This window comes from Bradyrhizobium sp. CCBAU 45384 (genome assembly GCF_028128665.1).
GTDB lineage: Bacteria > Pseudomonadota > Alphaproteobacteria > Rhizobiales > Xanthobacteraceae > Bradyrhizobium > Bradyrhizobium manausense.
Genome location: NZ_LBIZ01000117.1, coordinates 152,853 through 165,948, shown reverse-complemented (window position 1 = coordinate 165,948; position 13,096 = coordinate 152,853). Strand labels below are relative to the sequence as shown.

The 13,096-nt window shown below is 66.7% G+C and carries 12 protein-coding genes; all 12 read right to left on the bottom strand.

All coding sequences use genetic code 11. The features are described from left to right. Genes XH80_RS32265 through XH80_RS32210 form a run of 12 tightly spaced genes read right to left on the bottom strand, consistent with a single transcriptional unit; the run spans position 1 to position 13,096 of the window. Positions 1–1,575: an isochorismatase family protein gene (locus XH80_RS32265; RefSeq protein WP_271602092.1), complete on the bottom strand. Its 1,575-nt coding sequence runs from the start codon at positions 1,573–1,575 to the stop codon at positions 1–3. 20 nt (positions 1,576–1,595) lie between these two features. Next, positions 1,596–2,444, bottom strand: a complete 849-nt coding sequence (locus XH80_RS32260; protein ID WP_057758792.1) for an MBL fold metallo-hydrolase — start codon at positions 2,442–2,444, stop codon at positions 1,596–1,598. A 31-nt stretch (positions 2,445–2,475) separates the two neighbouring features. Next, the gene (locus XH80_RS32255) at positions 2,476–3,360 is read right to left on the bottom strand and encodes an amidohydrolase family protein (protein ID WP_271602091.1); all 885 of its coding nucleotides are present in this window, start codon (positions 3,358–3,360) and stop codon (positions 2,476–2,478) included. Continuing rightward, positions 3,357–4,478, bottom strand: a complete 1,122-nt coding sequence (locus XH80_RS32250) for a vWA domain-containing protein (RefSeq protein ID WP_271602090.1) — start codon at positions 4,476–4,478, stop codon at positions 3,357–3,359. Before XH80_RS32250 ends, XH80_RS32255 begins: the two co-directional genes overlap by 4 nt. Beyond that, positions 4,475–5,356 (bottom strand): AAA family ATPase, encoded by an 882-nt coding sequence (locus XH80_RS32245; RefSeq protein WP_271602089.1) that lies wholly within the window; start codon positions 5,354–5,356, stop codon positions 4,475–4,477. Before XH80_RS32245 ends, XH80_RS32250 begins: the two co-directional genes overlap by 4 nt. Positions 5,357–5,368: 12 nt before the next feature. After that, positions 5,369–6,391: a xanthine dehydrogenase family protein molybdopterin-binding subunit gene (locus tag XH80_RS32240; protein WP_271602088.1), complete on the bottom strand. Its 1,023-nt coding sequence runs from the start codon at positions 6,389–6,391 to the stop codon at positions 5,369–5,371. Further along, the gene (locus XH80_RS32235; protein ID WP_271602087.1) at positions 6,392–7,984 is read right to left on the bottom strand and encodes a xanthine dehydrogenase family protein molybdopterin-binding subunit; all 1,593 of its coding nucleotides are present in this window, start codon (positions 7,982–7,984) and stop codon (positions 6,392–6,394) included. Positions 7,985–7,996: 12 nt separating this feature from the next. Then, positions 7,997–8,473 (bottom strand): (2Fe-2S)-binding protein, encoded by a 477-nt coding sequence (locus XH80_RS32230; protein ID WP_057758780.1) that lies wholly within the window; start codon positions 8,471–8,473, stop codon positions 7,997–7,999. Between the two features lie 6 nt (positions 8,474–8,479). Continuing rightward, a complete protein-coding gene (locus XH80_RS32225; protein ID WP_271602086.1) occupies positions 8,480–9,298 on the bottom strand; it encodes an FAD binding domain-containing protein in 819 nt (272 codons plus the stop codon). Continuing rightward, entirely contained in the window at positions 9,299–9,742 is a 444-nt protein-coding gene (locus XH80_RS32220; protein WP_220002812.1) for an SRPBCC family protein, read from the bottom strand. It abuts the gene before it with no gap. A 5-nt stretch (positions 9,743–9,747) separates the two neighbouring features. Then, on the bottom strand, positions 9,748–10,185 hold the full coding sequence (locus XH80_RS32215) for an SRPBCC family protein (protein ID WP_200468663.1): 438 nt from the start codon (positions 10,183–10,185) through the stop codon (positions 9,748–9,750). A 10-nt stretch (positions 10,186–10,195) separates the two neighbouring features. Beyond that, positions 10,196–13,096, bottom strand: a complete 2,901-nt coding sequence (locus XH80_RS32210; protein ID WP_271602085.1) for a flotillin family protein — start codon at positions 13,094–13,096, stop codon at positions 10,196–10,198.

The following is a 13,096-nucleotide window of genomic DNA, read 5'->3' as shown; positions in this document are numbered from 1 at the left end:
TCATCCCAGCGCTCTGATGACGGCATCCGCGCGCGTGACCACGGCGACGTTCTGCATGGCAAAATTGATCGAGGCCGAGTGCCAGTCGGCATTCATGGTCGAGCAGCAGTCCTCCGGCACGATCATGAAGTAGCCCTTGTCGGCGCCGGTACGGGCGGTGTGCTCGACCGACATGTTGGTCCAGGCACCGGTATTGATGATCATGTCGCGGCCGGTGGCTTTCAGGATCGTCTCCAGCTTGGTGCCTTCCCAGGCGCTCATGCGCATCTTCTCGACCACGAAATCGCCGGGCCGCGGCTCGAGGCCTGACACCGGCGCCGCGCCCCAGCTGCCGCGCACCATCGCCTTGCTGTCGACCAGGCCTTCGAACAGCGGCGCGTTCAGCGTCACGCCGGGCGCGCCTGCTTCGACCACGAACCAGACATGGATAATCGCGACGCCGCGCGCCCGCGCGGTCTCCGCCAGGCGCCGGACATTCTCGACAACGTGCTGTTGCTTGGCATGGCCCGGCGCACCGGAGTCGGCGAAGGCGCCGCCATCCATGATCACGTCGTTCTGCAGATCCTGGATGATCATGGCGCAGCGGTTCGGATCGAGCCGCAACTCGCCATCGGCGAGGATCGGCGCTGTGGCCGCGGGGCCCGTGCTTGGACCACCGCTGCTGCGCCGTCCGCTCATATAGGGCTCGTGGCGCGGTCCGGTCCTGGTCGGGATGGCGTAGACCGAATGCGTCGCGGTCAGGTACAGCGTGCGGAAATCCGGCCCACCCCACGAGAGGTTGGCGACCAGCTCCGGCACACGGACTTTTCCGAGCAACTCGCCGCGCGATGAATAGACCCAGACGCCGCCGGGCGCGGTGACCCAGACATTGCCGTGCTGATCGCATTTCATGCCATCGGGCACGCCCGCCTCCAGTTCGGAGCGGATGCCGCTGGCGAACACGCGCGCATTCGCCAGCGTGCCGTCGGCGTTGACGTCGAACACACGGATCAGCGCCTGAACGGTGTCGTTGACATAGAGCAGTCTTTCATCGGGCGAGAAGCACAAGCCGTTCGGCTGGTCGAACAAGGTTCTGTCGACCACCAGCTTCGGCTCGCCGCCGGGCACCACGCGATAGACGCCCTGGAAGCCGAGCTGGCGCGGCCGCTCGACCCCATAGACGGGCATGCGGCCATACCAGGGGTCGGAGAAATAGATTGCGCCTGAGGAGTGGACGCAGACATCGTTCGGGCTGTTGAGCTCCTGCCCGCCAAAGTGCGAGGCCAGCACCTCGCGCCGCCCGTCCGGCCGTTCGCGGATCAGCGAGGAGGTCGCATGCTCGCAGACGATCAAATTGAGCTCGGCATCGTAGGTCATGCCGTTGCACTTGTTCGACGGACGCTTGACCTCGACGACGCCGCGCCGCGCATCCCAGCGCCGGCGCACGTCGCCCGGCATGTCCGAGAACAACAGGTAATGATCGACCGGATGCCAGATCGGTCCTTCCGTGAACTCAAAGCCCGTGCCGACTTGCGCAACGGGCGCGTAGGGATCGATCAGCGTCTCGAATTCGGAGCGCAGGGTGACATGTGTCATCGGTCGGCCCTCACATCATGCTAGGCAGGGAACCAGTTGCGCGCGGGCAGGGACTGCACGATCGGTCCGGGGACCTGGTCGTGCAGCCGGCCCACGACATTGCCGCCTTCGATCTTGGCGGGGCGGTCGTGCACCGGCAGCAGGTAGCGCGAATTGCTGAGCAGCTTCTTGATCGCGGCCTTCTCCGCACGTTTGCTGGTGCCGTGGTTGCCGGTGGTGCGCGGCTCCCAGTCGTGGATCTCGTGGAAGGGCGTGACGATCTGGTCGTTGAAATCGTAGATCACGTCGCCGCAGATGGTGGCAATGCCGTCGGCGGTCTCGACGATGATGTTCATCGAGCCCTCGGTATGGGCATTGGCGGCGTCGCAATAGACGCCGGGCATCAGCTCGATCGGGCCGGTGATCTCCAAGTCGAGGAAGCGCAGCGCGCTCTTGGTGTGCAGACGGTCGATCAAATGCTTGATGTCGGGCGCCGGATATTGCGGGTGCATCAGGCCGGAGACGGAATATTCCAGCTCCTTGCGGTTGAGCACGACGGTCGTGTTCATCGGGAACAGATCGTCCTTGCCGGCATGATCGATGTGCAGATGGGTGTGACAGACGAAACGGACGTCGCCCATGCGCACGCCGTGGCGGGCGAGCTGGTTCTCGATCATGTGTTCGTGGTATTGCAGCCCTCGCATGCCCAGCGTCTCCATGATCTGGTTGGAGCGATAGCCGGTGTCGACCACGACAGGATATTTGCCGCCGAGGATCAAAAAGCCCAGCGTGAGGACGCGGCGGGTGCGGCCGCAATCGCGACCGAGCACCAGGAAGCTCGATTCCAGCTCGATATCGCCGTAGTCCAGGATCTTGATCTCCAGCGCCATTCGTTGCCCTCCTTGTGTTCTTTCTTGTCGTTCAAAGTCGATAGACGCGTGTCGCCGTACCTCGGAAGATCGCATCCCGTTGTTCGGCGCTCAGCGGCGCGGCCGCCGCACGAAAGGCCTCAACGAGCTCGCGATAGCTGGTCCACAATTTCTCGATCGGGAAATTCGAGCCGAACAGGCAGCGCTCGGCGCCGAAGATCGTGACGGTGTCGGCGACGACAGCGGCGATATGCGCGGGGTCGTTGCGATGGATGAAGGTGCCGAGGCCCGAGAGCTTCGAGACGACATTCGGACATGTGGCGAGCCGGGCCATGCCGGCGCGCCAGGCCGCGCGGCCCGCTGGCGAAAGGTCTTCGAGCATGCCGGCATGCTGGAGGATGAAGGTCACCTTGGGGCAGGAGTCGGCGAGATGCGCGGCATCCGGCATCTGCGGCGTGAACACCTGCAGATCGAAACTCCAGCCATAGTCGGCGAGACGCGCGACGTTGCGGCGGACCATGGGATCGACGCAGAGATCGGGCTTGGCTGCGAAGCGATAGAGCGGGTTCTCGTGCCAGTGCAGCTGCATGCGCACGCCGCGCACCAGGGAATACCGCTTGAGGCGGTCAAGCTGCGGACGGACGTCGTCCACGGCGAAATTGGCATAGGCGACGATGCCGTGCGGCCAGCCGTGCTCATCGGCGGTCCGCTGCACCCAGGCCGCCTCGTCCTCGAAACGGTCATTGGCCCAATTGGTCTGGACATAGACCGAGCGGGTGACGCCGCTGCCTTTGAGGTCGTCGAGATATTCCTCGATCGGATAGTCGCGCCGGATAGCCTCGTAAGGTCCGAAGATGCGCGGCTGCATCGGGCCGACCAGCCAGGGCAGGTCGGCCTGCCGCCAGATATGATGATGGCCGTCGACAAGCTCGCTCACGCCACTCTCCTTCGTCCCAAGGCCAGGACATGCGCGACGATCGACGCGCTCGATCCACCGTCGACCAGATCATCGACAAAGCGCTCGATGGCAACGAGCGCCTCGGTCTGCGGCCGAAAGCCGGGTCCGGTCGCCAGTGGCGTCAGCCAGCTCACGCGCCAGGCCCGTCGCGACAGCTTTGCCACCGCATCACGCAACGCATCGGGCTCGCCGCGCTCCAGCCCGTCCGAGACCACGACCACGGCCGCCCCGCGCGCATAGCTGCCGAAGCGGGGCACCGCCAGGAAGGCTTGCAGCGCATCGCCAATGCGGGTGCCGCCATCCCAGTCGCTGACGAGATGCGCAGCCGCGCTCAGCGCCTGCTCGCGGCGCTTCAGCCGCAGCGCGCGGGTGACGCGGGTCAGCCGGGTGCCGAAGGTGAAGACCTCGACGTTGGGCGCGGCCTGCACCAGCGCATGCGCCAGCTTCATGTTCTCTTCGGTGCGGCTCTTCATCGAACCGGAGACGTCGATCAGCAGAAGGAATTTTCGCAGCCGCTGGCGCCGCTTCATATGCCCGAGCCGCAGGATCTCGCCGTCGCTGCGGACGGAGTCGCGTAGAGTGCGGCGAAGATCGGCAAACGGCCCGCGGCGCGTGCGCATGCGGCGGTGGCCACGCCGCCTGGGCAGGCGCCTTGGCGCTTCGCGGGACAGCCGTCGGAGCGCATCCGTGGTGGAGAGCTGCGCGAAGCGTCGCTCGACCAGCGCCTCGGTGCGCGTTGCGGTCAGGCCGGATTCGTTGGCGTCGTCGGAGCGCAGCGGCTCCTCGTCGCCGCGGCCTTCCTCCTGGAGGCGGACGGTCTCATCGTCCTCGCCGTCATCGGCATGCTCGATCGCCTCACTGCCGCGGAAGTGGAGGTCGAACAGACGGTCGAATGTCGTGCGGCGTTCGGGCGGCGGGGCGAGGGTGGCGAGTGCTGCCTGCCTGATATCGCCGAGGTCGCGCGGACCGAGCAGCTCGATCGCGGTGAGGAACGCGGTGGTCTGTTCCGGCGCGACGGCAAAGGCGTTGGCACGCAGCAATGCGACGAAGGAGACGAAGATGCGGGCGGCGCGCGGCAGTTGGGGCTCGGTGCTCATGCGGTCGCCTCCGCGAGCATGGCGTCGAGCCGGGGCGAGATGAAGTGGAGATCCTCCTCGTCCTTCAGCGCGACGCCGATCGATCGCTTGAACGCATCGGGCCAGCGCGCACCCCCCTTGTGCAGCAGCGTTGCGGCCTCGGCCCAATCCACGGCCTCGGCGATGCCAGGCGCCTTGCTCAGCGGCTCGCGCCGGAGCTTGCCGACCGCTGCGACAACGGCCCGCGCGGTCGCTTCGGCGACGCTGGAGGCGCGCAGCATCACGATGCGGGCCTCGCGCTCTTCGGTGGGATAGTCGATCCAGTGATAGACGCAGCGGCGGCGCAAGGCTTCGTGCAGGTCGCGCGTCCGGTTCGATGTCAGGACGACGACGGGGCGTTCGGCAGCACGCACGGTGCCGCGCTCGGGGATCGAGATCTGGAAGTCGGAGAGGAATTCCAGCAGGAAAGCCTCGAACTCCTGGTCGGCGCGGTCGACTTCGTCGATCAGCAGCACAGTCGAGTCCGGGGCTCGCAGGGCAGCCAACATCGGCCGCTCGATCAGGAACGTCTCGCCATAGATGTCGATGCTCTCGTCGCCGGCCTGGCGGATCGCGAGCATCTGGCGCGGATAGTTCCACTCGTAGAGTGCAGCGGATGCGTCGATGCCCTCGTAGCATTGCAGGCGGATCAGGCGGCGGCCGAGCACGGCGGCGATGGCCTTTGCGGCCTCCGTTTTGCCGACACCCGGCGCGCCCTCGAGCAGCAACGGCTTGCCGAGCGCAAGGCCCAGATAGGCCGCGGTCGCTAGGCCCTCGTCGGCGAGGTAATAGGCAGCGCGCAGCGCTTTCTCCAGCGCCTCCGGGCTGTCGATGCCGACGATGTTGCTGCGGACCGGCATGAGCCAAAACCTCTAGCGCCGCGCCTGCGGCCGCGCGCCGCCCTGGGCTTTGATCGCGCGCAGCACCTTTTCCGGCGTGATCGGCAGGTCGTCGATGCGCACGCCGACCGCGTTGAAGATTGCGTTGGCGACGGCCGGCAGCACCGGGTTCGCGCACATCTCGCCGGGCCCCTTGGCGCCGTACGGACCGTCCGGGGCGGGGCGCTCCAGCACGGCGATATCGTGCGGGCAGATGTCGCCGGGCCCGGGCATCAGATATTCGACGAAGTCGCGCGGGCCATGCACCGGCTCGGGATAATACGGCTCGGGCGTCTCATACAGCGCGTGGCTGACGCCCATCCAGGCGCCACCGACGAGCTGCTGCTCGACCAGCCGCGGATTGAGCGCGCGGCCGAGCTCATAGGCCGAGTCCATCCTGATCATCGCGACCTCGCCGGTCTCGTCGTCGACCTCCACCTCGGCCACGAGACAGGCGTGGGCATAGCAGGTCGCGGGCGACATCTCGCCGGTCTCCGGATTCACTTCGGAGAGCGGCACGAGAAAAATGCCGCGGCCGGAAATGGTCTTGCCCTGCTTGAACTGGGCCGCGATTGCGACGTCCTTGGTCGAGATCGAACGGTGCGGCGCGCCCTTGACGTGGATGTTGCCGCGCCCGTCGGTCTCGAGATCGGCGGCGTTGACCTCCAGCTCCTCGGCGGCGGCTTCCATCATCACGCCACGCGCCTCCCGCGCAGCTGCCATCACCGCATTGCCGACGCGATGCGTTCCGCGCGAGGCGAAGGAGCCCATGCAATGCGGGCCGGTGTCCGAGTCGGCCGTGTCGACATAGACGTCCTCGACCGGCACGCCCAGCGTCTCCGCACAGATCTGCCGCGTCACCGATTTCATGCCCTGTCCGAGGTCGATCGAGGACAGCGCGACCGTGAACTTGCCGCTCGGATTGGAATGCACCAGCGCCTGGCTGGGATCGCCGCCGAGATTCATGCCGATGGGATAGTTGATCGAAGCCATGCCGCGTCCGCGATGCCGGGTCATCTAGCGCCTCCTGGTGCCGAAGACGGAGGAGAAGCGGGTCGCGCCATGCGAGGGCGCGGCGGGCCGCGGTGAAGGCGGCGGCGGAGCCGGTGGGGGCGGCTCGCGCGGCGGTTCGCGGGTCACCGTGGGTGGCAGCCGGTCATAGCTGGTGCGTTGCTGCACCGGAGCCGCTGGCCGTGCGCGCGAGTCTGCCGGTGTCGGCGGGATCATGGCGCGGCTGCCGCCGCCGTCCTTGCGCGAGGATGCCCGCCTGAACTCCTCGCGCAGCGGCCATTTGGCTTTTTCAGCCGCGACCTGCACGCATTCGATCAGCGCCGTGTTCTTGGCCTCGCGCCGGTGCGCCTTCATATCGCCATCGCGATAGGCGTTGAGGATCCGGAATTCCATGGGATCCATGTTGATGAGGTGCGCCAGCTTGTCCATCTGGCACTCGATGGCGTAGTCCATTGCGGTGACGCCGAAGCCGCGCATGGCAGTCGCTGGCGTGCGGTTGGTGAAGACGCAATAGACGTCGCCATAGACGTTCGGGATGGTATAGGGGCCCGGCAGATGCGCGGCGCATTTCACCGCGGCGTAGCTGGAGAGACGCGTATAGGCGCCGCTGTCGAAATAGGCGCGGATCTTGCGCGCGACGATGCGGCCGTCGCGCATCACGCCGTCCTTGATGTAGATGCGCTCGGCCCCCCGCGGCGGGCCGTATTGCATCTCCTCCTCGCGTCCGAACACGTAGCGGACGGGCTTTCCGGTCAGCATGGCGCCGAGGATGGCAAGCGGCTCGGTCAGCGTGTCGACCTTGCCGCCAAAGCCGCCGCCGACGGTGCCGCCGATGAAATGGAAGGTGTTGGACGGCACGTTCAGAATCTTGGCGCAGGTATCGACCGAAAAGAACAGCGCCTGGGTCGAGGTATAGACGACATAGCGGCCGTTGGTGTCGGGCGCGGCGATCGCGCCGTTGGTCTCGGTCGGCGCGTGCTCGATCGGCGACATCTGGTAGCGTTGTTCCAGCACATGATCGGCGGTCGCCAGCGCCGCATCGGCATCGCCGAAGCGCAGCCGCTGGTGATCGTAGGTCTCGTGATAGGTGAAGGTGTTTTTGGGATAGGTTTCGTTGACGACAGGTGCGCCGGGCTTCAGCGCATCCTCGACATCGAACACCGCCGGCAGCGGCTCGTAGTCGATCCTGACTTTCGCGATCGCCTCAAAGGCCTCGCGCTCGCTGTCGGCGACGATGGCGACGATCGGCTCGCCCTTGTAGCGGACCTTGTCGACCGCCAGCGACGGCTCGTCGTCCTTGCCGAAATTGATCAGGCTGAGCAGCGTGTTCAGATTCACCGGCACATCGGCGCCCCTGATGATCCGGCGCACGCCGGACGAGCGCTCAGCCTCCGTCGTGTCGATGCGGCGAATGCGGGCATGCGCCTGCGTCGACCGCACGACCTTCAGATGCAACATGCCCTGAAGCTTGTGGTCGTTGAAATAGCTCGACGTGCCCGTGACATGGCCGAGCATGTCCTGCCGCTGCGTGCCCTTGCCGATTTCCTTTAAATTGTCGTCGCGCTCGTCGGCGAAGATGTCCTTGCGCAGTTCCAGCATGGTCGCGTTCCCTTACGCGCTGACCCGGCCGCCGGCGGCGGCGAGGATGGCATTGATGATCGGCTCATAGCCGGTGCAGCGGCAGATGTTGCCGGAGATGGCCTCGATGACCTCGTCGCGGCTCGGTGAGGGATTGCGGTCGAGCAGGGCCTTGGCGGCCATCAGCATGCCCGGCGTGCAATAGCCGCACTGCGCGGCGAAATTGTCGGCAAAGGCGCGCTGCAGCGGATGCAGGTTCGGACCCTGCTTCATGCCGTCGAGCGTTTCGACGGCGCGGCCAGCGACCGTTTCCGCCAGCGTCAGGCAGGAGAGGTGGAGTTCGCCGTCGATCAGCACGCTGCAAGTGCCGCAGCCGCCCTGGCCGCAGCCGAATTTCGGCGTCATGTCGCCGATCAGCTCGCGCAGTGCCACCAGCAGATTGGTGCCGCCGTCGACGAAGATCGCGACGTCGCGGCCGTTGTGACGAAATTGAAGCGGGATCTTGGACATGGGGCTCTATTCCTGTCCCGACAGCAGGCGGCGCAGATGGACGCCGACGATCTCGCGGCGATACCAGGCGCTGCCGAGCGCATTGTCGGATGGTGATGTTCCCTCGGTGACGGCCGATGCGGCAGCGGCGATGGTCGCTGCATCCAGCGAACGTCCCTCCAGCGCACGCTCGGCGGCGCGGGCGCGGATCTGCGTCGGCGCCATCGAGCCGAGTGCGATCCGGGCGCCTGCGATACGGCCGCCCGAGATCGGCAGATGCGCGGCCAGCGTGATGACCGAGCCACCCTTCGGCTTGATGCGCGCAATCTTGCGATAGCGGAACGCCTCGGTGCTTGCTGGCCGGGTGCAGGAGATCGAGAGGACCAATGCCCCCGCCTGTCGGTCGCGTGCCTGCAAAAATTCCTCGATCGGAATGTCGCGCGAGCCAAAGCCGCCCGCGACGGCCACGGTCGCATCGAGCGCCAGCAGCGCGACGGCGAAATCGCCATAGGGGTTCGGCGCAAAAAGATTGCCGCCGACCGTTCCCATGTTGCGCACCGCTGGGCCGCCGATCGAGCGGGCCGGGGCGTGCAGGAAGCCGAGGTCGCGCTCGGCGAGGACGCGCGTGAAGGTGACGCCGGCACCTAGCGTGATGCGCGGGCCGGACGCGTCGATCCGGGTCAGTGCCTGATCCTGGGCGCGGACCACCGTCGAGATCGAGACGTCGCCCTCGTTCAGCGCCCGCATCACCAGCGTGCCGCCGCCGAGATAGCGGGCGCTGCGGTCCGACGACAGCGCCCCGGCCGCCTCGCTGGCGCTTGCAAAAGTCTTCACTGTCACGGCCATCTAGGCGGCCTCCTTCAGGTGCCGGCGGATTGCATCGAACCCGGCCTGGTAAATGTCTTCGGCGACCATGTGGGTGATGCGGTCGCGGTCTTCCGGCCTGGTCGTGAAGCGCGACTCCCAGTGCCAGAAGGTGCGGTCGCCGTCAGTGACAGGCAGCAGGCGGACATGGGCGACGTAGTTGAACATCGGGATCGGGGTATCGAGCAGGCAGTAGCTGAAGCTTTGTTCGAGGTCGGACAGCGCCAGCAATTGCTCGCGCAGCTCGGCGCCGTCCTTCAGCTTGAACCGTCTGATGCAGCCGATCTTGTCGGACGAATGCGCGCGTTCGATCGAAGACGTCGCGACCGCCGGATGCCAGCGATCGTGCCCGTTGAAATCGCGCAGCAGTGCCCACGCTGCATCGGTGGGCGCGTCCAGGATGGTGCTTTTGACGATATGCGGCACCGGCTTCAGCCTCCGAACACGCGCTTGAGGGCATCGAACCCGCCCTGGAACACGCCGCCGCCGATATTGCCGACGAGTTCGGTCTCGCGCTCCGGGGCGCAGTCGAACTCGGCGGTCCATTCCACAAACGTCTGGTCGCCGTCGGTGACGGGCGTCAGCCGCAACGTCGCGACATAGTTCTCGACGCCCATCGGGGATTCCAGGATCGAATAGGTGCAGAACATGTCGTAGTCGGAGAGGCCGAGCAGCTTCTCGCGGATGCGGTCGCCGTTGCGCAGGCGAAAGTCGCGCACACAGCCGATCTTGTCGGCGGGCTCGCCGCCCTCGATACGGCTTTCGGCGATCGCGGGATGCCAGTTCGGCAGTCCGTTGAAATCGCGCACGCGCGCCCAGACGCGGTCGTTGCGCGCATTGACGACGGTGGAGACGTAGACGCGGGGCATGGGTCAGACCTCAGCTCTTCTTCCGCGGACCGCGCTCGGCGGGCGGCTCGCCACCGCCCTCGGCCGCGGGCGTGGGGCTGGCCTGCTTGTCGCCACCGCCCTTGCGCGCGGAATCCTTGATGCCCTGCATGTCGCGGGCCTCGCGGATCAGGCCCGGCATCTTGGCGAGGCTGCCGCCCTCGACGCCGATGTCGGACAGGATGGAGTCGATCAGCGGCGCCTGCACGCGGTAGCGCAGTGCCGAGTCGATCACCTCGTCGGTGGCGCTGCGGCCGCCATTGCCGCCGTGGCCGTTGCCGTTGAGGCCGTCGACCTGGAGGATGCGGATGCCCTCGATCTTCTCCATCGGCTTGACGCTCTCGCGCACGATGCCCTCGATCTTGTCGAGCAGCTTGCGGCGGAACAGCGAGTAGCGCGCCTGGTCCGTCAGCACGTTCTCGGCTTCGTTGAGCATCCGCTGGGCCTCAGCCTCTACGGCGGCGCGGACACGTTCGGCATCCGCGGCAATGCGGGTTTCCTCGGCCTGCTTCTCGGCGAGCAGCACCTCGACCGTCTTGCGGCGTTTTGCAATTTCGCTCTCGCGGGCCGTGACCACGCGCTCGGCGGCTTCGGTAGCCCGCATGCGGGCCTCTTCGGCCGCGGCGCGGGCGGCGGATTCTTCGAGCGATTTCTGATGAATGGCGATCGCCTTTTCCATCAAGACGGTCTCGACCTCCTTCTCGCGGTTGACCTCAAGCTTGCGCAGCTCGCGCTCGCGGCCGATGCGGGCCTCGTCGAGGCCGCGATCAGAGGCGATGCGGGCGCGCTCTACTTCCTCGCGGGATGAGATCTCGGCCTCCTGCAGCGACTGGACACGGGCGACCTCGAGCTGCTCGATGGCGCGGCGGCGCTCGAGGCGGGCGGCTTCCAACGCCTGCTCGCGCGAGACGTCTGTTGTCTCGACCTCCCTGCGGGCGACGATCTCGGCCTGGCGGACCTGGCGATCGGCATCGATCCGTTCCGACTTCTTGGCGGAGAGGGCGATGACGCGGTCCTCGTCGGCAATCTCGATCGCCTTCTTCTGCTCGATATTGAGCACCTCGCGCTTCTTGGACGAGTTGATCCGCTCGGCTTCCAGTGCGAGGTCGACCGAGATGCGCTGCCGCTCGACGGCATCGCGCCGCTTCAGCTCGGCGGCCTCCAGGATTCCGGTCCGCTCGATCTCGAGCGAGCGCGTGTCGCGCTCGGCCTGGATGCGTTCGGCCGCCACCGCCTTCTCCTGGGCGATGCGCGCCGCCTCGATCGCCTCGCGGGAGGCGATATCGGCTTCCTCGACGGCGCGGTTGCGCGCGATTTCCAGCGAGCGGACGCGCTCTTCCTGGGCGATCCGCGAGGCCTCGGTGGCCTCGCGTGCCGCGATGCCGGCGACTTCGAGGGTCTGGTTGCGCTCGATTTCGAGCTGTCGCGTGGTCTGCTCGGCGGCGATCCGTTCCGCGGCGAGCGTCCGTTCGCGGGCGATGCGGGCGGCTTCCACCGCACGCTGCGCCTCGATCTCGGCCTCCTGGATGGTGCGGACCTGCTGGATCTCCAGCGCGCGGGTGCGTTCGTCGGAGGAGATGCGTTCGACATTGACGATCAGCGTCTGCGCGATGCGCGCCTTCTCAGTGGCCTCGCGGGCGGCAATCTCGGCCTCGTCGACGACGCGGGTGCGCTCGATCTCGCGGCGCCTTGTCTCCTCCTCATTGGCGATGCGGGCGTCGGTGACGACGCGGTCCTGCTGGATCCGTGCCTTTTCGATCGCCTCGCGGGCCGCGATCTCGGCCTCCTCGACCGTGCGCATCCGCTCGATCTCGCGCTGGCGGACCTCGCGTTCGCTGGCAATCCGCGTCGTGTCGATCGAGCGCTGGTTGGCGATGCGGGTCTTCTCGATCTCCTCGCGCGCCAGTAGCTCCTTCTCCTCGATGGTGCGGGTGCGCTCGATCTCCTTCTGCCGAGTCTCGCGCTCGGAGGCGATGCGGGCCTCCGCAATCGCCTGCTCGTTGGCAATGCGCGAGCGCTCGATGGCTTCGCGCGCCGAGATCTGGGCCTGCTCGGCCTCGGTCTCGCGCAGTGCGCGTTCGCGGGCGACTTCGGTGCGCTGGAGCGCCCGGCGCATCTCGATGTCGCGCTCCTGCTCGAGCCGCGCGGTCTCGCTCTCGCGTTCGATTTCCAGCGCCTGCCGCTCGGCCTCCAGATTGCGGGCGCGGATCTTGATCATCGAGTCCTGCTCGATGTCGTTGCGCAGCTTGCGCCTGGCCTCGATGTCCTCCATCAGGCGGGTCAGACCTTCGGCGTCGAAGCGGTTCGACGGGTTGAAGAATTCGAGGTCGGTCTGGTCGAGATCGGTGATGGCGACGGACTCGATCTCGAGGCCGTTGAGGGCCAGGGCCTCGGCCGCGTTGGTCTTGACCCGCGCGACATAGTCGCCGCGGCGCTCGTGCATCTCCTCCATGGTCATTTCCGAGGCAACCGAGCGGATGGCCGAGATGAACTTGCCGGCCAGCAATGTATGGAGCTGCCCCGGCTCCATGGTGCGGCGGCCGAGCGTGGCGGCCGCAATCGAGACGGCCTCGCGGGTCGGCTGCACCCGCACATAGAAATCTGCCTCGATGTCGACGCGCATGCGATCACGGGTGATCACGGCGTCCTGGCGCGAGCGCACGATGCCCATCGGCAGCACGTTCATGTTGACGGGTGTGTAGTCGTGAATGAACGGCAGCACGAAGGCACCGCCGTTGATCACCACGCGCTCGCCGAGGAAACCGGTGCGGACGAACGACACCTCCTTGGAAGAGCGGTGGTAGAGCCAGTTGACGATGTAGACGCCGACCACGATCACGATGATCGCGACGATCAGCCAGAGGATGAGCTCGCCGACCAGGATCCCTGACAT